This is a genomic window from Microbacterium horticulturae (assembly GCF_029094505.1).
GTDB classification, from domain to species: domain Bacteria; phylum Actinomycetota; class Actinomycetes; order Actinomycetales; family Microbacteriaceae; genus Microbacterium; species Microbacterium horticulturae.
In genome coordinates this window covers 1,885,647-1,906,583 of sequence record NZ_CP119108.1, presented here as the reverse complement: position 1 = coordinate 1,906,583, position 20,937 = coordinate 1,885,647, and the positions used below count along the sequence as shown (strand labels likewise).

General features: G+C 68.4%; 19 protein-coding genes. 17 read left to right on the top strand and 2 right to left on the bottom strand.

The window, feature by feature from the left end:
• Window positions 1-105 precede the first annotated feature (105 nt).
• Genes PU630_RS09170 through PU630_RS09160 form a run of 3 tightly spaced genes read left to right on the top strand, consistent with a single transcriptional unit; the run spans window position 106 to window position 2,721 of the window.
• Window positions 106-885 (top strand): CoA transferase subunit A, encoded by a 780-nt coding sequence (locus tag PU630_RS09170; RefSeq protein WP_275276778.1) that lies wholly within the window; start codon window positions 106-108, stop codon window positions 883-885.
• A gap of 1 nt (window position 886) precedes the next feature.
• Window positions 887-1,540, top strand: coding sequence for a CoA transferase subunit B (locus tag PU630_RS09165; RefSeq protein ID WP_275276777.1), 654 nt, complete (start codon window positions 887-889; stop codon window positions 1,538-1,540).
• Complete coding sequence (locus PU630_RS09160; RefSeq protein ID WP_275276776.1) at window positions 1,537-2,721, top strand: acetyl-CoA C-acetyltransferase; 1,185 nt, start codon at window positions 1,537-1,539, stop codon at window positions 2,719-2,721. Before PU630_RS09165 ends, PU630_RS09160 begins: the two co-directional genes overlap by 4 nt.
• Window positions 2,722-2,742: 21 nt before the next feature.
• On the opposite strand, the gene PU630_RS09155 is transcribed toward PU630_RS09160, so the two are convergent.
• Window positions 2,743-2,997: a hypothetical protein gene (locus PU630_RS09155; protein ID WP_275276775.1), complete on the bottom strand. Its 255-nt coding sequence runs from the start codon at window positions 2,995-2,997 to the stop codon at window positions 2,743-2,745.
• Window positions 2,998-3,095: 98 nt separating this feature from the next.
• Between PU630_RS09155 and PU630_RS09150 the strand changes: the two genes are divergently transcribed.
• The 7 genes from PU630_RS09150 to PU630_RS09120 all read left to right on the top strand — a co-directional run bounded on the left by PU630_RS09150 (window position 3,096) and on the right by PU630_RS09120 (window position 11,852).
• Entirely contained in the window at window positions 3,096-4,502 is a 1,407-nt protein-coding gene (locus PU630_RS09150; RefSeq protein WP_275276774.1) for an alpha,alpha-trehalose-phosphate synthase (UDP-forming), read from the top strand.
• Window positions 4,499-5,281: a trehalose-phosphatase gene (otsB, locus tag PU630_RS09145; protein ID WP_275276773.1), complete on the top strand. Its 783-nt coding sequence runs from the start codon at window positions 4,499-4,501 to the stop codon at window positions 5,279-5,281. The genes PU630_RS09150 and otsB overlap by 4 nt, the downstream gene beginning before the upstream one ends.
• Before the next feature lie 9 nt (window positions 5,282-5,290).
• The gene (gene ilvD / locus PU630_RS09140; protein ID WP_275276772.1) at window positions 5,291-6,991 is read left to right on the top strand and encodes a dihydroxy-acid dehydratase; all 1,701 of its coding nucleotides are present in this window, start codon (window positions 5,291-5,293) and stop codon (window positions 6,989-6,991) included.
• Between the two features lie 45 nt (window positions 6,992-7,036).
• Window positions 7,037-8,836, top strand: a complete 1,800-nt coding sequence (locus PU630_RS09135) for an acetolactate synthase large subunit (RefSeq protein WP_275276771.1) — start codon at window positions 7,037-7,039, stop codon at window positions 8,834-8,836.
• Between the two features lie 12 nt (window positions 8,837-8,848).
• A complete protein-coding gene (ilvN, locus tag PU630_RS09130; protein ID WP_275276770.1) occupies window positions 8,849-9,358 on the top strand; it encodes an acetolactate synthase small subunit in 510 nt (169 codons plus the stop codon).
• Between the two features lie 73 nt (window positions 9,359-9,431).
• Entirely contained in the window at window positions 9,432-10,460 is a 1,029-nt protein-coding gene (ilvC, locus tag PU630_RS09125) for a ketol-acid reductoisomerase (protein WP_275276769.1), read from the top strand.
• A 165-nt stretch (window positions 10,461-10,625) separates the two neighbouring features.
• A complete protein-coding gene (locus PU630_RS09120) occupies window positions 10,626-11,852 on the top strand; it encodes an alpha-L-fucosidase (protein ID WP_275280062.1) in 1,227 nt (408 codons plus the stop codon).
• A gap of 7 nt (window positions 11,853-11,859) precedes the next feature.
• Here the strand turns inward: PU630_RS09120 and PU630_RS09115 are convergent, their stop codons facing one another.
• Window positions 11,860-12,999 (bottom strand): ROK family transcriptional regulator, encoded by a 1,140-nt coding sequence (locus PU630_RS09115; protein WP_275276768.1) that lies wholly within the window; start codon window positions 12,997-12,999, stop codon window positions 11,860-11,862.
• 212 nt (window positions 13,000-13,211) lie between these two features.
• Here PU630_RS09115 and PU630_RS09110 point away from each other — a divergent pair, with 212 nt between their 5' ends.
• The 7 genes from PU630_RS09110 to PU630_RS09080 are packed head-to-tail and all read left to right on the top strand — an operon-like array spanning window position 13,212 to window position 20,930.
• A complete protein-coding gene (locus tag PU630_RS09110) occupies window positions 13,212-14,468 on the top strand; it encodes an ABC transporter substrate-binding protein (protein ID WP_275276767.1) in 1,257 nt (418 codons plus the stop codon).
• A gap of 20 nt (window positions 14,469-14,488) precedes the next feature.
• Complete coding sequence (locus PU630_RS09105; RefSeq protein WP_275276766.1) at window positions 14,489-15,397, top strand: carbohydrate ABC transporter permease; 909 nt, start codon at window positions 14,489-14,491, stop codon at window positions 15,395-15,397.
• Window positions 15,387-16,322 carry a carbohydrate ABC transporter permease gene (locus PU630_RS09100; RefSeq protein WP_275276765.1) on the top strand — a complete coding sequence of 312 codons (936 nt, stop codon included), beginning with the start codon at window positions 15,387-15,389 and terminating at the stop codon, window positions 16,320-16,322. Before PU630_RS09105 ends, PU630_RS09100 begins: the two co-directional genes overlap by 11 nt.
• A gap of 5 nt (window positions 16,323-16,327) precedes the next feature.
• Complete coding sequence (locus PU630_RS09095) at window positions 16,328-17,248, top strand: ROK family protein (RefSeq protein WP_275276764.1); 921 nt, start codon at window positions 16,328-16,330, stop codon at window positions 17,246-17,248.
• Between the two features lie 27 nt (window positions 17,249-17,275).
• Entirely contained in the window at window positions 17,276-18,850 is a 1,575-nt protein-coding gene (locus tag PU630_RS09090; RefSeq protein WP_275276763.1) for a M81 family metallopeptidase, read from the top strand.
• Window positions 18,847-20,196: an alpha-L-fucosidase gene (locus PU630_RS09085; protein WP_275276762.1), complete on the top strand. Its 1,350-nt coding sequence runs from the start codon at window positions 18,847-18,849 to the stop codon at window positions 20,194-20,196. The genes PU630_RS09090 and PU630_RS09085 overlap by 4 nt, the downstream gene beginning before the upstream one ends.
• Entirely contained in the window at window positions 20,193-20,930 is a 738-nt protein-coding gene (locus PU630_RS09080) for a copper homeostasis protein CutC (RefSeq protein WP_275276761.1), read from the top strand. The genes PU630_RS09085 and PU630_RS09080 overlap by 4 nt, the downstream gene beginning before the upstream one ends.
• Window positions 20,931-20,937: the final 7 nt, after the last annotated feature.

The following is a 20,937-nucleotide window of genomic DNA, read 5'->3' as shown; positions in this document are numbered from 1 at the left end:
TACGGCGTGCGGCATCCACATCGCAAACGACGGGATGCGGCGACGGCACGACGGCGAGACGATGGATGCAGCGCCGCAGCGGCGCATCACGACGAGGAGGTCCGTGTGATCGACAAACAGGTGGCAAGCGCGGCCGAGGCCGTCGCGGACATCCCCGACGGTGCATCCATCGCCGTCGGCGGATTCGGGCTGAGCGGCAACCCGATGGCGCTGATCGAGGCGCTCCTTGCGCAGGGAACGACTGATCTGTCAGTCATCTCCAACAACTGCGGGGTCGACGACTGGGGGCTCGGGCTGCTGCTGGGCCAACGACGGATCCGCAAGATGACCTCGTCGTACGTGGGTGAGAACAAGGAGTTCGAGCGGCAGTTCCTCGAGGGGGATCTCGAACTCGAGCTGACACCACAGGGCACCCTGGCCGAGAAGCTGCGGGCCGGGGGAGCGGGCGTCGCGGCGTTCTTCACCCCGACCGGCGTGGGCACACAGGTCGCCGAGGGCGGCCTACCGCGTCGTTATGACGGCAACGGCGGGGTGGCCGTGGCATCCCCCGTCAAAGAGACACGCACGTTCACCGTCGCCGGCCGTGAGCGCGAGTGCGTGCTGGAGGAGGGCATCGTCGCGGACTTCGCACTCGTGCACGCCCTGCGCGGCGACCGGCACGGCAATCTCGTGTTCAACAAGGCGGCACGCAACTTCAACCCGCTGGCCGCGATGAGCGGGCGGGTGTGTATCGCGCAGGTGGAAGAACTCGTCGAGCCGGGCGAGATCGACGCCGACGCCGTGCACCTGCCGGGCATCTACGTGCACCGCGTCGTGGAGGTCGGCACCGACATCGAGAAGCGCATCGAGCGTCGCACGGTGGCGACGCCCGCGGAAGGAGCATGACATGGCCCTGACACGCCAGCAGATGGCGGCCCGCGCCGCCCGCGAGCTGCCCGACGGCGCCTACGTGAACCTCGGCATCGGGCTTCCCACGCTCGTACCGAACTACGTGCCCAAGGGCGTGACCCTGGTGCTGCAGTCCGAGAACGGCATCCTCGGCGTCGGTCCGTACCCGACGGAGGAGAACGTCGACCCCGACCTGATCAACGCGGGCAAAGAGACCGTCACGCTGCTGCCGGGCGCGTCGTTCTTCGACTCGGCGACGAGCTTCGGCATGATCCGCGGCGGCAAGATCGACGCGGCCATCCTCGGCGCGATGCAGGTGTCGCGCACCGGCGACCTGGCCAACTGGATGATCCCCGGCAAAATGGTGAAGGGGCCCGGGGGAGCGATGGACCTCGTGCACGGCGCGGGCCGGCTGATCGTGCTCATGGAGCACGTCGCGAAAGACGGGTCGCCCAAGATCGTCGACGAATGCTCGCTGCCGCTGACCGGCAAGGGTGTCGTCGACCGCATCATCACCGATCTCGCGGTGATCGATGTCACCGATGACGGGCTGGTGCTCGTCGAGCTCGCGCCAGGCGTGAGCGTCGACGAGGTCGTGGCCGCGACCGAGCCTGCACTGACCGTCGCTGATGAACTCAAGGAGAAAGCATGAACACCGACGACGTGGTGATCGTCGCCGCAGCCCGCACGCCGCAGGGGCGGCTGAAGGGCCAGCTCGCCGGGCTCACCTCGGTGCAGCTGGGCAGTGCCGCGATCGCCGGCGCACTGGAGAAGGGTGGGATCCCCGCCGATGCGGTCGACGCGGTGCTCGTCGGGCAGGTCCTGCCCGCCGGTGCGGGGCAGAACCCGGCGCGTCAGGCGGCGATCGGCGCGGGCATTCCGTGGACGGTGCACGCAGGATCGGTGAACAAGGTCTGCCTGTCTGGCCTCACGGCGGTCATCGACGGGGCGCGGATGCTGCGGCTCGGCGACGCCACGGTGGTCGTGGCCGCCGGCATGGAATCGATGACGCGCGCGCCGCACATGCTGATGGGCTCGCGAGACGGCTGGTCGTACGGGACGGTGGAGGTGCTCGACCACATGGCCTACGACGGACTGACCGACGCCTACGATCGCGAGAGCATGGGCGCATCGACAGAGCGACTCAATGAGAAGTTCTCGGTGACGCGTGAGGAGCAGGACGCCGTGGCGGCCCGCTCGCACCAGCGCGCGGCCGCCGCCTGGGACGCCGGCGTCTTCGATGACGAGATCGTGCCGGTGTCGATCCCGCAGCGGCGCGGTGAGCCGGTCGTCGCCTCGCGCGACGAGGGCATCCGTCCCGACACCACGGTCGAGTCGCTGGCGAAGCTGCGTCCCGCGTTCGCGGAGGGCGGGTCGATCACCGCGGGCAACTCCTCGCAGATCTCCGACGGCGCGTCCGCTGTCGTGCTGACAACCCGTTCGCACGCCGACGCGAAGGGCTGGGAAGTCCTGGCGGTCGTGGGCGCGAGCGGGCAGGTGGCCGGCCCCGACAACTCGCTGCACGAGCAGCCGGCACGCGCCATCGCGAAGGCCGTCGGCAAGCAGGGCATCGAGATCGCCGATCTCGACGTCGTCGAGATCAACGAGGCGTTCGGGGCGGTCGTCGCGCGCTCACAGCGCGAGCTGGGGCTGTCGGACGACATCGTCAACATCCACGGCGGCGGCATCGCCATCGGTCACCCGATCGGCGCGAGTGGTAACCGCCTCGTCGTCCACATGGTGCACGAGCTCGTACGCCGCGGAAGCGGCACGGCCGCGGTCGCACTGTGCGGAGGTGGCGGTCAGGGCGATGCGCTGATTCTCACCCGCTGAACGCGACGCGCCGGCGGCCGGTCACTTCTCGAGGTGCTCCTTCAGGTACTTCTTCTCGTGGCCGGCCACCGGCGAGTCCGTCGGGGCCAGATGACCGGTGCCCGCGCGTCGGATATCAACGATGGCGCCCACGGCGAGGGCTGCGGTGATGGCCCAGCTCAGCCACGCCAGGGCGGTGCGCCACGTGAATGGCTCGCCCTCACGCATCGCCTTGAGCATCGACAGACCGCTGGTGAACGCTCCGATGAGGCCGGTGCCGAAGAGGTACTTGCGCATTCCTCCACGGTAGCGCCGGTCGCACCCGAGATGCCACGGGGCGCGCTCGGCGCGGGGTAGCCTGAAAGCCATCGGTGCACCGAAAGGCAGGCTCTGACATGAACCGTGCTGACCTCGTCGTCGTCGCCAACCGTCTTCCCGTCGATCGCGACGAAGACGGCGGATGGCGCACCTCGCCCGGCGGACTCGTGGCCGCCCTCGAACCCGTCATGCGTCGCGCAGACGGCGCCTGGGTCGGCTGGCCCGGCAAGCCCGACATGGCGGTGGACCCATTCGACTTCGACGGGGTCCACCTGGTGCCGGTGACGCTCAGCGCGCAAGACGTCGCCGAGTATTACGAGGGCTTTTCGAACGACACGATCTGGCCGCTCTACCACGACGTGATCGCGGCTCCCCGTTACCGCCGCGAATGGTGGAACACGTACGTCGAGGTCAACCGGCGGTTCGCCGATGCGGCGGTGGATGTCGCGGCCGAGGGCGCGACGATCTGGGTTCAGGACTACCAACTGCAGCTGGTGCCGAAGATGGTCCGCGAGCGTCGGCCCGACGTCACGATCGGCTACTTCCACCACATTCCTTTCCCGGCATACGGACTCTTCTCGCAGCTTCCGTGGCGCAAGCAGGTGGTCGAGGGCCTGCTCGGCGCCGACGTCATCGGCTTCCAGCGCACGGCCGACGCGTCGAACTTCGCCCGCGCCGCGCGTCGACAGCTTCGGTATCAGACGCGGGCCGGCGGCATCCACGTTCCGAACGGCGACGGGACGACACGCCTGGTCATCGCCAAGTCGTTCCCCATCTCGATCGACGCCTCGTCGTACATCGAGCTGGCGCAGCGCGAAGACGTGCAGGCACGGGCGAGGGAGATCCGCGCGGACCTCGGCAACCCCGAAAAGATCCTGCTGGGTGTGGACCGCCTCGACTACACGAAGGGCATCCGACACCGGATGAAGGCGTTCGGCGAGCTGCTGCGCGACGGCCGGCTCTCGGTCGAACGCGCGACGTTGGTGCAGGTCGCCAGTCCCAGTCGCGAGCGGGTCGATGCCTACGTGCAGCTGCGCGATGAGATCGAGCTGATGGTCGGGCGCATCAACGGCACCTACGACACCATGGAGCACACGGCCATCCGCTATCTTCATCAGGCGTTCCCGCGGGAGGAGATGGTGGCTCTCTACCTGGCCGCCGACGTGATGCTCGTCACTTCTCTGCGCGACGGCATGAACCTCGTCGCCAAGGAGTATGTCGCCGCTCGAACCGACAACCGCGGAGTCCTCCTGCTGAGCGAGTTCACGGGGGCAGCCGACGAGATGGGCAGCGCGATCCAGGTGAACCCGCACGATATCGAGGGCGTCAAGGACGCCATCATGCGCGCGGTGGACATGGCGCCCTCCGAGCAGGGACGACGGATGCGCTCGTTGCGCAAACGCGTGCAGGAGCATGACGTCGCCCGCTGGTCGCAGGACTTCCTCGAAGCGCTCGCGCAAGCGCGGAAGGCCAACGCCTCGTGACCGCGGACAACGTCGCGGTCGGCCGCCTCGCACGAGCCGAGCGGCTGCTGGTCGCACTCGACTTCGACGGGACGCTTTCGCCGCTGGAGGACGACCCCATGGCGGCGCGCATGCTGCCCGCGGCGCGCACGGCCGTCGAAGCTCTCGCGGCGCTGCCGCACACGTGGGCGGCGCTGGTGTCGGGTCGAAGCCTGTCCGACCTGCGCACCATCGCCGAGCACGACGACGACTCGCCGATCCTGCTGGCCGGCTCGCACGGCGCGGAGTACTGGACGCCGGACGCCGGCACCGTCGAGCCCGCCGACGACCCGGCTGACGTCGCGCTGCGCGACCGCCTCCGCGGGGAGGCGGAGCGGGCCACGGGGACGCTGCCCGGTGTCTGGATCGAGCCGAAGACGTTCGGCTTCGGCGTGCACACCCGCACAGCGGCGCCTGCCGATGCGGCGAAGGCGAACACCGCGGTGGACGAGATCGTGAGCGCCGCGGCCCCGCACTGGCGGCGGCGCACCGGCCACAACATCGTGGAGTACGCGTTCCGTGACGAGGGGAAGGACACAGCGGTCGCCCACCTCCGCGAACTGACCCGTGCCGACGCCGTGCTGTTCGCCGGCGACGACGTCACCGACGAGGACGCCCTGCGCAGTCTGGGGGAGGGCGATGTGGGCGTGCACGTCGGAGAAGGGGCGTCCACGGCCGCGACGCTCGTGGTCGCCGACATCCCGGCCTTCGCCGCACTTCTTGCGCGACTTGCGGAGGAGCGGCGTTCCCCAGCGGAATAGACTGCGAGCATGTCTGAGGCAGAGGTGGATATCAAGCCTCGCAGCCGCGCCGTCACGGACGGCATCGAGGCCACGACGTCTCGAGGAATGCTGCGCGGGGTCGGAATGGGCGACGACGACTGGGACAAGCCCCAGATCGGCATCGCCTCAAGCTGGAACGAGATTACGCCGTGCAACCTGAGCCTGGACCGCCTGGCGCAGGGCGCGAAGGAGGGCGTGCACTCCGGCGGCGGCTACCCCCTCCAATTCGGAACGGTCTCGGTCTCGGACGGCATCTCGATGGGCCACGAGGGGATGCACTTCTCGCTCGTGAGCCGTGAGGTCATCGCCGACTCGGTCGAGACCGTCGTCATGGCCGAGCGCCTGGATGGCACGGTGCTGCTGGCCGGCTGCGACAAGTCGATCCCCGGCATGCTGATGGCCTCGGCGCGCCTCGACCTCTCCAGCGTCTTCCTGTACGCCGGATCGATCGCGCCGGGCTGGGTCAAGCTCTCCGACGGGACGGAGAAGGAGATCACGATCATCGACTCGTTCGAGGGCGTCGGCGCGTGCATGGCCGGTCGTATGAGCGAGGCGGACCTCAAGCGCATCGAGTGCTCCTTCGCCCCCGGGGAGGGCGCGTGCGGCGGCATGTACACCGCGAACACGATGGCTTCGGTGGCCGAGGCGCTGGGACTGAGCCTGCCGGGATCGGCCGCCCCGCCGTCGGCCGACCGCCGTCGCGACCAGTTCGCGCACCGCTCGGGCGAAGCCGTCGTCGAGCTGCTGCGGCAGGGGATCACGACCCGCGACATCCTGAGCATCGAAGCCTTCGAGAACGCCATCGCCCTCGCAATGGCCCTCGGCGGGTCGACGAACGTCGTACTGCACCTGCTCGCGATCGCGCACGAGGCCGAGGTCGACCTCACCCTGCACGACTTCAACCGCATCGGCGACAAGGTTCCGCACATCGCCGACATGAAGCCCTACGGCCAGTTCGTCATGAACGACGTCGACAAGAACGGCGGCATCCCCGTCATCATGAAGGCGATGCTCGATGAGGGCCTGCTGCACGGCGATGCCCTGACCGTCACCGGCAAGACGCTGGCCGAGAACCTCGAGGCGCTGTCGCCCGACCCCGTCGACGGCACCGTCATCCACACCTTCAACGACCCGATCCACGCCACCGGCGGGCTGACCATCCTGCACGGCACGCTCGCGCCCGAGGGAGCGGTCGTCAAGACCGCCGGATTCGACGCCGCCGTCTTCGAGGGCCCCGCGCGGGTCTTCGAACGCGAGCGCGCCGCGATGGACGCGCTGGAGGCCGGGCGGATCGCCGCTGGCGACGTCGTGGTGATCCGCTACGAAGGGCCCAAGGGCGGCCCCGGTATGCGCGAGATGCTCGCGATCACCGCGGCCATCAAGGGCGCGGGTCTCGGCAAGGATGTATTACTCTTGACAGACGGTCGATTCTCCGGCGGCACAACCGGCCTGTGCATCGGCCATATGGCACCCGAGGCGGTGGACGCAGGTCCTATCGCCTTCGTGCGCGATGGTGATCTGATACGGGTCGATATCGCGGCTCGCACTCTCGACCTACTCGTCGATGAGACCGAGCTGAGTTCCCGCCGTTCCGGCTGGGAGCCGCTTCCCCCGCGCTATACCCGAGGCGTTCTGGCCAAATACTCGAAGCTCGTCCACTCCGCAGCCCAAGGCGCGGTCACGAGCTAGGCCGCCTTTCATTCGCTGTACCGTCCGACAAGAGGAAGAACAACCATGCCCGCAGACACCGCTGCGGCCGTTCCCCGGCCGCCCTCCCGCACCGCCGCACCCGTGCTCACCGGGGCGCAGGCGGTCGTCCGCTCGCTCGAGATGCTCGGTGTCTCCGACGTCTTCGGCCTGCCCGGCGGTGCCATCCTCCCGGTCTACGACCCGCTCATGGATGCGTCCGAGATCCGGCACATCCTCGTCCGTCACGAGCAGGGTGCCGGCCATGCGGCGGAGGGCTACGCGTCGGCATCGGGCAAGGTGGGCGTGGCCATCGCCACCTCCGGACCTGGCGCCACGAACCTCGTCACGGCCATTGCCGACGCCTACATGGACTCGGTGCCGATGCTGGCCATCACCGGCCAGGTGTTCAGCACGCTGATGGGCACGGACGCGTTCCAGGAGGCCGACATCGTGGGAATCACGATGCCGATCACGAAGCACTCGTTCCTCGTCAAGCGCGCAGAAGACATCCCCGGCGCCATCGCCGCTGCGTACGAGATCGCCTCGACCGGTCGCCCCGGACCGGTGCTGGTGGACATCACCAAGGACGCGCAGCAGGCCGAGGCGCCGTTCGTCTGGCCTCCGAAGATCGATCTGCCCGGATACCGGCCCGTCACCAAGGCCCACGGCAAGCAGATCCAGGCCGCAGCGCGGCTGCTTGCGGCATCCACCAAACCGGTCCTCTACGTGGGCGGCGGTGTGGTGCGCGCGGGTGCGGCGGACGAACTGCGCACCCTCGCGGAGTCGACCGGTGCCCCGGTGGTCACCACTCTGATGGCGCGCGGCGCGTTCCCTGACTCGCACAAGCAGCATCTGGGCATGCCGGGCATGCACGGAACGGTGCCCGCCGTGCTCGCACTGCAGGAGGCTGACCTGATCGTCGCCCTCGGTGCGCGCTTCGACGACCGCGTCACCGGCAAGTCCGAGCTGTTCGCCCCGAACGCCAAGGTCGTGCACGTCGACATCGATCCCGCCGAGATCTCGAAGATCCGCACCGCGGACGTGCCGATCGTGGGCGATCTGAAGGACGTGCTCGTCGACCTCGACGTCGCCTTCCGTGATCGCACGGCTGAGACGCGCCCCGACATCGAGGAGTGGTGGTCGTATCTCGACGGCCTGCTCGACCAGTTCCCGCTCGGCTTCGCACCCACGACCGACGGCCTGCTCTCGCCGCAGTATGTGATCCAGCGCATCGGTGAGCTGACCGGACCCGAGGCCGTGTACGCGGCGGGCGTCGGCCAGCACCAGATGTGGGCGGCGCAGTTCATCAAGTACGAGCGCCCCAACGCGTGGCTGAACTCGGGCGGCGCCGGCACGATGGGCTACTCCGTGCCCGCCGCCATGGGCGCCAAAGTCGCCGAACCCGACCGCGTCGTGTGGTCGATCGACGGTGACGGCTGCTTCCAGATGACGAATCAGGAACTGGCCACCTGCGTCATCAACGACATCCCGATCAAGGTCGCGATCATCAACAACTCGTCGCTGGGCATGGTGCGCCAGTGGCAGACGCTGTTCTATGACGGCCGCCACTCCAACACCGACCTGAACACCGGGCACGGCTCGATCCACGTGCCCGACTTCGTGAAGCTCGCGGAGGCGTACGGGTGCCTCGCGATCCGCGTCGAGAAGGAGGAGGACGTGGATGCCGCGATCCAGAAGGCCCTCGCGACGAACGACCGCCCCGTGGTGATCGACTTCGTCGTGAGCGCCGATGCGATGGTGTGGCCGATGGTGCCGCAGGGCGTCAGCAACAGCTATGTGCAATACGCCCTCGACCACGCCCCCGCGTTCGAGCAGGAAGACTGAGGAGGAACCGACATGCCGAACCACGTGCTGAGCCTCCTCGTTGAGGACAAGCCGGGTCTGCTGACCCGCGTCGCCGGACTGTTCGCCCGCCGCGGCTTCAACATCACATCCCTCGCCGTGGGCGTGACGGAGGTGCCCGGGCTCTCCCGCATCACCGTCGTCGTCGACGTCGACGAGCAGCCCCTCGAGCAGGTGACCAAGCAGCTGAACAAGCTCGTGAACGTCATCAAGATCGTCGAGCTGGATTTCGCCGCGTCCGTGCAGCGCGAGCACATGCTCGTCAAGGTGCGCGCCGACAACGCCATCCGCTCGAACGTGCTCGAGGTTGTCAGCCTGTTCCGCGCCTCGGTCGTCGACTACGCGCCCGACGCGCTCGTGATCGAGATCACGGGTGACAAGGGCAAGGTCGACGCGTTCCTGCGCGCCGTGGAGCCGTTCGGCGTGAAAGAGCTGGCGCAGTCCGGCCTTCTGGCCATCGGCCGCGGCGGCAAGAGCATCACCGAGCGCGTCCTGCGCGGCTGACCCCCACCTGCGCGCTCGTCCCGGTCGTTGAGCGAGCGCAGCGAGACGAAACGACCCAGACAAGGAGAAAACCATGCCAACAGAGATCTTCCACGACGCTGACGCCGACCTGTCCATCATCCAGGGCAAGAAGGTCGCGATCGTCGGATACGGCTCCCAGGGCCACGCCCACGCGCTGAACCTGCGCGACTCGGGCGTCGAGGTCGTCATCGCCCTCAAGGAGGGGTCGAAGTCGATCCAGAAGGCTGAAGACGCCGGCTTCGAGGTCAAGTCGGTCGCCGACGCCGCCGATTGGGCCGACGTGATAGTGATCCTCGCGCCCGACCAGCACCAGCGCGGCATCTACGCCGACTCGATCAAGGACCACCTGGCCCCCGGCAAGACGCTGCTGTTCGCGCACGGCTTCAACATCCGGTTCGGCTACATCGAGGCCCCCGAGGGCGTCGACGTGATCATGGTCGCCCCCAAGGGCCCGGGCCACACCGTGCGGCGCGAGTACGAGGCCGGCCGTGGCGTTCCGATCATCGCCGCGGTCGAGGTCGACGCCACGGGGCACGCGTGGGACACCGCGTGGTCCTACGCGAAGGCGATCGGCGGTCTGCGTGCCGGCGGCATCAAGACGACCTTCACCGAAGAAACCGAGACCGACCTGTTCGGCGAGCAGGCGGTGCTGTGCGGTGGCATGTCGCACCTGGTGCAGTACGGTTTCGAGACGCTCGTCGAGGCTGGCTACCAGCCGCAGATCGCGTACTTCGAAGTGCTGCACGAGCTCAAGCTCATCGTGGACCTGATGTGGGAGGGTGGCATCGCCAAGCAGCGCTGGTCGATCTCCGACACCGCCGAGTACGGTGACTACGTCTCGGGCCCGCGCGTGATCGACCCGAGCGTCAAGGAGAACATGAAGGGCGTGCTGGCCGACATCCAATCGGGTGCCTTCGCACAGCGCTTCATCGACGACCAGGACGCCGGTGCACCCGAGTTCACGCAGCTGCGTGCCAAGGAGGAGCAGCACCCCATCGAGGCCGTCGGCCGCGAGCTGCGTGCGCTGTTCGCCTGGAAGCAGCAGGACGAGGACTACACGGACGGCTCGGCCGCGCGCTGAGTCCGACACTGTGAGGGCCGGGGGAGCGATCCTCCGGCCCCTTTCGCTGTCTCGCCACCGTTCCCCGCAGGCAGACATCGGATGTCTGCGCCAGGATGGGTCCTCGTGACGATGATGACGACGACACCCCACGCGCACGCTTGGTTCGATGAGGCGCGGTTCGGCATGTTCCTCCACTTCGGCCTCTACAGCGTGGCGGCCCGCCACGAGTGGGTGCAGAGCTACGAGCGGCTGACCGATCAGGAGTATCGCGAGTACTTCGATCACTTCGACCCGGACCGCTTCGACGCGGCGGCGCTCGCGCGCACGGCACGCGAGACCGGCATGGGATACATCGTGCTGACCACGAAGCATCATGACGGCTTCTGCCTCTGGGACAGCGCGCAGACCGACTTCACCGCGATGTACGCCTGCGGCCGCGATCTCGTGCGGGAGTTCGTAGACGCGGCCCGGGGCGAGGGGCTGCGCGTCGGTCTCTATCACTCGCTCGTGGACTGGCACCATCCCGACTTCACGGTGGATGCGATCCATCCCCGTCGGGACGATGACGACGCGCCGGAGCAGAACGCCGGGCGCGACATGGGCCGCTATCGTGCATACCTGCACGCCCAGGTGGAGGAGCTGCTGACCGGCTACGGACCGATCGACTACCTCTTCTTCGACTACACCTATCCCGAGGAGAAGGATGGATGGCCGGGGAAGCAGGCTTCGGACTGGGATGCCGATCGACTGCTCGCGCTGTGCCGCCGTCTTCAGCCCGGGATGCTCGTGAACGACCGGCTCGGCGTGCCCGCCGACTTCGTCACGCCCGAACAGTACCAGCCGACGGAGCCGTTGCGCCGCGACGGCGTCCCGCAGCGCTGGGAGGCATGCCAGACCCTGAACGGATCGTGGGGCTACCACCGCGACAACCTCGATCAGAAGTCGCCGGACCTGCTGGTGCGTATGCTGATCGATTCAGCGGCGATGGACGGCAACATGCTCCTGAACATCGGCCCCGACGGGCGGGGGGCGGTACCAGAGCAGCACGCGCGCACACTCCAGGCGATCGGAGAGTGGATGCTGCTGCACCGGGACGCGGTGGTCGGCGCCGGGTACGCAGGCCTGAAGCCACCGCGCGAGGGCGTATACACGCGCCGCGGCGATCGTCTGTATCTGCATCTTCTGCAGTGGCCGCTGGGGGCGGTGCATCTGCCGGGACTGGCCGGCCGCGTCGGCTTCACGCGCTTCCTGCACGACGGGTCGTGGCTGCGGACCTCGGTCAGCGATCCGGCGCAGGAGGCGCTGGTGATGCGTCCGGCCGGTCAGCCGGAGGGCACGCTGACGGTGCACCTGCCGGTGCAGCGCCCTGATGTGCTCCTGCCGGTGATCGAACTGACGCTGGCCGGGTGAGCGCGGGTCAGGAGGCGGCGACCGGTAGCTCGTCGATGGCCAGGCGGGCGGCGCCGAGGAGGATGGCGTCCGGCCCGGTCTGGGCTGCCTCGATCGTGAGCGTCTGCGTGACGAGCGGGTGGCACGCCTCGTAGACGCGACTGCGCACCGCTGCGAGGAAGGGTTCGGAGGCGCTCAGACTACCGGTGAGGAAGACGGCGTGCGGATTGAAGAAATTGACGACGCCCGAGAGCACCTGACCGAGATGCGTCCCCGCCATTCGCACGAGCGAGGTCGCCGCGGGGTCGGCGTCGCGTGCGCGCTGGAGGACATCCTCGGTGTCGGCGACCTCGATGCCGCGCTCGCGCAGCTGGCGGACGAGCCCCGCGCCGCTGGCCACGGTCTCGAGGCACCCCACATTGCCGCATGAGCAGGGGACCGCGGATGCGCTGTCGATGCGCGTGTGACTGATGTCGCCTGCCGCGGCTGTTGCGCCCCGGTGGATGCGGCCGTCGACGACGATGCCCGAGCCGATCGCTGTGCCGGCCTTTACTGTGATGCTGTGACGGGTTGAGCCGAATCGGGCGCGGTGCTCGCCGAGCGCGGCGAGGTTCGCATCGTTGTCGACGAACGTCGGCACGCCGAGCGCTGCGGAGAGATGCTCACCGACGCGGAAGCCGGGCCACCCAGGCATTCTGGAGGGCTGGTCGACGGATCCGGTCGAGGTGTCCACAGGCCCGGGCAGACTCACGCCGATGGCACGCACCGGGCGGTCCGCGCCCGCGGCTCGCAGATGCTCGATGACCACGTCGAGCACGGTGCGCGGCCCGTCCGAGAGCTGGATGGGGAAGCTCTGCGCCGCCAGTAGCGAGCCCGTGAGGCTGTGCCGGCCGATACGTGCATGCGCGCCGCCGACCTCGACGGTGAGCACCTCGCCGCCGGCGTCGTCGACCCGGAGAACGCGCGGGCGACGCCCGCCACGTGATGCGCCGGCGCCTCCTTCGCGCAGGAGCCCGACGTCGAGAAGCGTCTGGACGCGCAGCCCGACGGTGGATGGGGCGAGTCCGAGCGCCGCGGCCAACTCGCTTCGAGATGTCGCCACGCCGCGCCCCACAAGGTCGATGATGCGGCGCGCCTCGGCGCTGCGAGCGATGTTGTCTGTGCTCATCGTCCCCTGGTTTCTTCGGAATCGAATCAAGTAGAAGCGTAGCGCATGACTCGCACGGAACAGAATTCTGTCCTCCGACCGGGATAAAAAAGCAAACGTCGGATCTGTGACTGGCGCGACGGATGCTTTCATGCCATCATCCCTTCACACAAAGGCGGGCGAAGTTGTTTCGAGAGGCGAAACAACGGCCCGTTTCGCCGAGGAGGCATTCGATGAAGAAGACCCGCGTTGGCGCCCTGGTGGCGATCGCCGCCGGAAGCGCGCTGGTGCTCGCCGGCTGCAGTGGTAGCTCGTCCGCATCGGGCGGGGACGATTCCGTCACCGTCGACATGTGGGCGGGCAGCGCTGACGACACGGCGGCGTTGAAGGCGCAGCTGGACGTCGCCAAGAAGCAGAATCCCGACCTGAAGATCGACCTGCGTACCTCGCCCTGGAACGACTTCTTCACGAAGCTGACCACGAACATGGCGTCGGGCAACATGGCCTGTGTCACGGGCATGAACAGCGGCATGCTCTCCAGCTACACGGCCGCCTTCCAGCCTTTGACGGCCGCCGACCTGACCACGGCGGGCCTGACGGAGGACGACTTCGCACCGGGGACCCTTGAGATCCTCAAGAACAAGGGCACGCTGTACGCCCTTCCGTTCGATGTCTCGACGATGGTCACCTACTACAACGCCGACATGCTCAAGGCGGCGGGCGCCGACACACCGTCGGTCGGTTGGACCTTCGACGATTTCGAACGGATCGCCCAGCAGGCGACGACCGGCGGCAAGTATGGCTTCGGCATCGGGATGGGCGACTTCCAGTGGCAGGCGCTGCCGATCGCCAAGAGCGGCACGCAGCCGGCGTCCCAGGATGGCGCATTGCAGCTGACGAATCCCGAGTTCGAGAAGGCGGCGACCTGGTATGCGCAGCTGGTCACAGACAAGAAGGTGGCGGCTCCGGTCGCGAGCGCGTCTGACACCGGGTGGGGCGAGAATCAGTTCACCAGCGAGAACGCGGCCATGGCGGTCGACGGCACCTGGAACGCCGTCGGGTACTTGACCAACGACGCCGGGTTCGAGGCAGGACTCGCGCCGCTGCCGACGGGGGCGCACGGCAACACGAGCCTGATCCTCGGATCGGGTTTCGGCATCGCCAAGAGCTGCAAGAACAAGGAAGCCGCTCTCAAGGTGCTCGGCTCGCTCCTGAGCAAAGACGCGCAGGACTACATCGCGTCGTCGGGACGCAGCTACCCGGCCCGCGCCGAGAGCCAGCCGCTGTACTTCGACTCGATCGACCCCAAGTACCGAGACCAGGTCAAGCAGGTCTTCGAAGCCGCCTTCACCGACACGCAGGGTCAGTACGTGACGGACAACTGGTCGAAGGTCGGCACATACATCCAGCCGCAGCTCGTGAGCGTCTACAACGGGCAGGCGTCGATGACCGACGTCCTGTCCAAGGCGCAGCAACAGTTCGGCGAGTAGGAGACAGGAACAGCACGCGCATGACTGCTATCCCCGCAACACGCAGACGCGGGTCTCTCACCAAGGCCGAGGGACGCCAGGCGCTGGGCTTCGCGAGCCCAGCCCTGGTGGGGCTGGCCCTGTTCACCGTCGTCCCGGTCGTCCTGTCCATCGTGATGAGCTTCTTCGACTGGCCCACCTTTGGAGACCGGGCCTTCAACGGCGGAGCGAACTACGCCCGGCTGTTCGCGAATGGAGAGTTCGCCGAGGCTCTGCGAAACACCCTCGTGTTCACCATCCTGTATGTGCCGGTGAGCATCGTGCTCTCGCTCCTGCTCGCGCTGGGGCTGGGGCCCCGCATCCGCGGCCGCGGGGCGCTGCGCGTGCTGTACTTCATCCCGGTCGTCACGCCGATGGTCGCGAACGTCCTGGTGTGGAAGATGCTGCTGCAGCCACAGGGCTTGTTCAACGGACTCGCACAGACGTGGTTCGGGGTCCAGCTGCCCAACTTCCTCGCCGACCCGGCGTGGGCGATGATCATGGTCGTCGTCATGAGCGTGTGGCAGGGGCTCGGCTACAACATGCTCATCTTCTCGGCCGCTCTCGAGCAGCTGCCGGAGGCGGTGATTGAGGCCGCACGTATCGACGGTGCGCGCGGACTGCGGATGACGTGGAGTGTCGTGGTCCCCATGATCTCGCCGTCGATCTTCTTCGCGACGATCATGACCATGATCACCTCGCTGCAGGTATTCGTGCAGCCGCAGCTGCTCACCGGCGGCGGTCCCGGCACCGCGACCCAACCGCTCGTCATGTGGATCTACAACCAGGGATTCAAGTTCCAGGACCTGGGTCTTGCCGCTGCGGGCGCCTGGATCCTTTTCGCGCTGATCATCATCGTCACGGGCGTGCAGTTCGCCGCCCAGAAGAAGTGGGTGCACTATGAGCACTGAACTCCTCGTCGCCGAGACGTCGACGTCGGCGCTGCTGACGGGGGATGCAGCATCCTCCCGCCGTTCCCGGCGTCGACCCGGCGGTGCGCCGCAGACAGCTGGCGGGCGCATCCGCCTGGCCATCCGTCACGTCGTCATGTACGCGGCGGCGCTGATATTCATGATCCCGCTGATCTACGCCTTCTTCTCGGCGCTCAAGCCCAACGGTGAGATGTTCTCGATGCCGCCGAGCCTGTTCGGCTCCGAGATCAAGTGGAGCAACTTCGCCGAGGTCTTCGAGTACGGTCCGTTCTGGACCTACATCGGCAACTCGCTCCTGGTCGCGGTTCTCGGCACGTTGGTGGTCCTGGTGGTGTCGACGACGGCGGGCTACGCCTTCGGCCGTTTGCGCTGGAAGGGCCGCGACCTCGTGTTCGTCGCCTTCCTCGCGACCCTGATGGTCCCGGCCGAGGTTCTCGTGATCCCGATGTTCCAGGTGATGCAGTGGTTCCAGTGGGTGAACACCTATCAGGCGCTCATCCTGCCGTTCGCCTTCGGCGCGTTCGGGACCTTCTTGATGCGACAGTTCTTCCGCGGCATCCCGTTCGAACTCGAAGAGGCCGCGCGCGTGGACGGGGCGGGCCCCGTCCGCACGTTCCTGCGCATCATCCTGCCGCTGTCGAAGTCCGCCGTTGCGGTCCTCGCGGTGTTCACATTCCTCTCATTCTGGAACAGCTACTTGTGGCCGCTGATCGTGACCGTCGACTATGACACGCTGGGCACTCTGCCGATCGGGCTTGCGACGTTCTCAGGGTTGACCGGTACGCGATGGGACCTGCAGATGGCAGCCGCGATCATCTCGATGATCCCGACCACGCTGTTGGTGATCATCCTGCAGAAGCACCTCGTCAAGGGCATCGCCATGGCAGGGCTCGGCGGGCGTTGAACGGCGTGGGCATCGAAGATTCGGCACTGGTCGGAATCGATATCGGCGGTACGAAGATCGCCGCCGTGCTGGTGGATGAGGCGGGCGCGATCTGCGCACGGGGGGCCGTGGCGGCTCCCGCTTCATCAGGCGGAGACGCGATGGTGGATGCCGCGGCCGGGCTCGTGACGCGGCTCGCGGTCGGCGCGTCGGTGCGCGCCGTAGGAGTGGGCGCGGCCGGCGTCGTGGACCACCGCACCGGTGAGATCCGTGCGGCGTCCGAGCTCTTCCACGACTGGGCCGGCTACCCGCTCGGCGACCGGCTCTCTGCACGGCTGGAGGCACCGGTGCGGGTGGAGAACGACGTCAACGCGTTCCTCCTCGGCGAGCTGGCATGGGGCGCGGCACAGGGCGCCGACGTCCTCGGCGTCATGCTCGGCACCGGCGTCGGGGGAGCGGTCGCACTCGACGGCGTGCTGCGGCACGGCCCGCACGGCGCGGCGGGCGAGATCGGCCACACCCCGGGGTACAGCGACATCCGTTGCACGTGCGGGCAGGTGGGTCACCTCGAAACCGTCGCCAGCGGCACCTCCATCGCGCGTCGGTACGCCCAGCGCACCGGGAGTAGCGCGGATGCGGCGCAGGTGGCGGAGTACGCACGCGCCGGCGATCCCGACGCGGCAGCCGTGTTCGACGACGCCGGGCGGGCGCTGACCCTCGCGTGCGCGACGGTGTCGGGCATCGTCGAGGTCGGGACCGCGGTGATCGGCGGCGGCGTGGCACGATCGTGGGATCTGCTGGAACCGGCGATCGCGCGCACGCTACGCACGGATGCGCCGATCTCTGGCGTACCGTTGCGCATCGTGCCCGGCTCGCTCGGCGGCGACGCCGTGGCTCTCGGCGCCGCCAGCGCCGCCCGTTCCCATCTGCAGACCCCGGTGCTCTAGGCCACCATGAACAAGGAAGCGAACACCATGAGCGACCGCCGCGAAGCGAACGAGATCTGGATGGGCCCGCTGCCCGCCCGCGCGGACGACGGCCTGGTCAGGCCCCGCATCGGCATCGGCGGGATCTCGATCGAGTCCAGCACGTTCTCGCCGCACATCTCCGGTGACGAGGCGTTCACCATCCGCACCGGAGATGACCTTCTCGCCTATTACCCGTTCCTCGACGGAGGGCGTGAGCTGCGCGAAACCGCGGAGTGGGTGCCTCTCACCCACGGCCGGTCCCTGCCCGGCGGCGCCGTGGACCCGGCGACCTACCGTCGGATGAAGGATGCCATCGTCGCGGGCATTCGCGATCAGGGACCCTTCGACGGCTTCTTCTTCGACATCCACGGAGCGATGAGCGTCGTGGGGATGGATGACGCCGAGGGTGACCTCGCAACAGCCGTGCGCGACGCGCTCGGCCCCGACACGCTGGTGAGCACGTCGATGGATCTGCACGGCAACGTCTCGCGCACCCTTCTGGACGCGGTCGATCTCATCACCTGTTACCGCATGGCGCCGCACGAGGACTGGATGAACACGAAGGAGCGCGCCGTGCACAATCTGCTCGCGCGGCTGCGCGGGCCACACGGCGCCGATCCGACGGCGCGGCGCCCCTACAAGGCATGGCGACAGATCCCGGTGCTGCTCCCCGGGGAGAAGACGAGCACCCGACTGCAGCCCGCGCAGGGCATCTACGACGAGGTGGCCGTCGTCGAGGCACTCCCCGGCGTGCTGGATGCCGCGGTGTGGGTCGGATATGCCTGGGCGGACGAGCCGCGCTGCCAAGCGGCGGTCGTCGTGACCGGAGACGACCATGCTGTGATCGCCCGCGAGGCTGAACGGCTCGCGCGCCTGTATTGGGACGCCCGTGACGACTTCGCGTTCGTCGGACCGACGGCATCCCTCTCCGACGCACTCGATCGTGCGCTCGCGCCCGGTGCCGCCCGTCCCTATCTCATCTCCGACTCGGGTGACAACCCGACCGCGGGGGGAGCCGGCGACGTCTCGTGGACGCTGGGGGCGCTGCTCGAGCGCGCCGACCTGCGCGACGGATCACGCACGGTGATCCACGCGTCGGAGTTCGATGCGGCCGCCGTCGCGCAGGCAGTGGCCGCGGGGATCGGGGGGACCGTCACCGTGGACGTCGGCGGCCGCGTCGATCCGGGGCCGCGTGGCCCGGTCCGCATCACCGCCGAGGTGTTCTCGATCACGGACGGCGACCCTGCCGCCGGGACGCAGGTCGTGCTGCGGGCCGGCTCGGTCCACGCCATCGTGACTGAGCGCCGCAAGCCGTTCCATCACCTCGACGACTTCCGCATGCTCGGACTCGATCCCGAGGCCGCTGACGTCGTCATCGTGAAGATCGGCTACCTCGAGCCCGAGCTGTACGATCTCGCGGCGGACTGGACGCTCGCGCTGACGCCCGGCGGCGTCGACCAGGATCTCATCCGGCTCGGCCACCACCGACTGGCACCGGGTGTCGTGCCGTTCGACACCACCGTCCCCGACCCCGATCTGACGCCCGTGCTGACGCGGCGCGGTGAGGAGCAGAGCGCATGATGAACTTCGAGACCCGGGTCGGCCCCGACCTCGGCGATGCAGCGCCCGTGTACCCGTCCGCCGGTGTACCCGACTGGTTCCGCGATGCCAAGCTCGGCTTCTTCGTGCACTGGGGCCTGTACTCGGTACCCGCTTGGGGAACGCCGCCGGGGGAGAGCCGAGTGGGCGTCGAAGACGCCTACATGCACCACCAGTACGCGGAGTGGTACGGAAACACGGTGCGAATCGCCGGGAGCCCGACCTGGGAGCGCCATCAGCGTGTCTATGGCACGGGCACGAGCTATGAGGACCTCACGGATCTCTGGCAGACGCCGGCCTTCGACGCCGACGCGTTCATCGCCGATCTCGTCGACGCCGGTGCGCAGTACATCGTCCCGACGACGAAGCATCATGAGGGCTTCTGCCTGTGGAACACCGCGACCACGTCCTTCAATGCGGCCAGGCGCGGGCCTCGGCGTGATCTGATCGCTGAGCTGCACGATGCGGCGCGGCGGCGCTCCACGCGGTTCGGGGTGTACTTCTCCGGCGCACTGGACTGGCATGTCAGCGACTTCCCGCCGATCGAGAGCGACACCGATCTGTTCCGCTACCGCCGCAACGACGCGCTGTACGCGCGCTACGCCGCCGCCCAGGTGGACGAGCTGATCGAGCGGTTCCGGCCGGATGTCCTCTGGAACGACATCGACTGGCCCGACGCCGGCAAGGGCGATGACGACCACGGAGTCGCCGCGCTCCTGAGACGCTACTTCGCCGCGGTGCCCGATGGTGTCGTGAACGACAGATGGGGCGTGCCGTACCACGGGTACCTCACGCGCGAGTACACCGAGATCCCCGACATCCTCGACCAGCCCTGGGAGTCGACGCGCGGTCTCGGCTTCTCGTTCGGCTACAACCAGGACGAAGACGCGCGGCACTCCCTCAACGGCACCGCGCTCATCCGCCTGTTCGTCGATGTCGTCGCCAAGAACGGCAATCTGCTGCTGAACGTCGGCCCTCGCGCCGACGGCTCCATCCCGGAGCTGCAGCGCGCCGCTATGCACGAACTCGGCGCTTGGCTGCGCGAGAACGAGCGCGCCGTGCTCGGCAGTCGCCCCTGGGTGCGCGCCGGCGAGAAGTGCGGCGTCCCGCGCGTCTACACCACCACGCCGGGTCTCCTGCATATTCATCTGCTCGATCCGGCTCACGGCACGATCGATCTGCCGGCCGAGGTCGGTCCGGCAGCGGAGGCGCACTGGAGCGACGGGTCCGTGGCCGCGCTCGTGCCGCGTGGCGACGGCGTGCTGCAGGCCGCGGTGCCCGAGCGGATGCGCGCGGCGGCGGTCGCAGTGCTTACGCTGAGACCATGACGCGCGCACCCCTGCTCGAGATCGCTGTGCAAGACCCCGGCGGCGCGCGCATCGCGTTCGCCGAGGGAGCCGACCGCATCGAACTGTGTCAGGCGCTCGAGGTCGGCGGCCTGACGCCGTCCGTCGGCATCGTGCAGCGCGTGATCGAGGCGACGGGCGAGGCCGGCCGTGTCGCGCCGCTGGTGCGGCCGCGTCCGGGCGGGTTCGTGTACGACCCCGATGAGGTCGAGGTCGTCGCCGCCGATATCCGTTACCTCTCCTCGCTGGGCGTCGGCGCCGTGGTGATCGGCTGTCTCACCGTCGACGGACGGGTGGATGCCGCCACCCTGGCCCGCTGGCGAGACGCGGCCGGCCCCACGCCCATCGTCTTCCACCGGGCGATCGACGCTGCGGCCGATCCTCTCGCTGCACTCGACGCGCTGGTCGCCGCGGGTGTCACGCGCATCCTCACCTCGGGCGGGGCGCCCCGCACGATCGACGGGCTCGACGTTCTGCGTACAGTGGTCACACGTGCCGACGGCGCCGTCGAGATCATGGCCGGCGGCGGGGTGCGACCCGAAGACATCGCCCCACTCCGCCGGGCCGGGGTCGACGCGGTGCATCTGTCGGCGCGTGGCCGGTCCGAAGACGCATCGCCGAGCGGCCCCGGTGGGGGAGCCCGGGGGTATGACGTGACCGACCCCGACGTGGTGCGCGCCGCCGCCGAAGCGGTACGGTCTCGGGCCGTGTCTTAGACTTCGG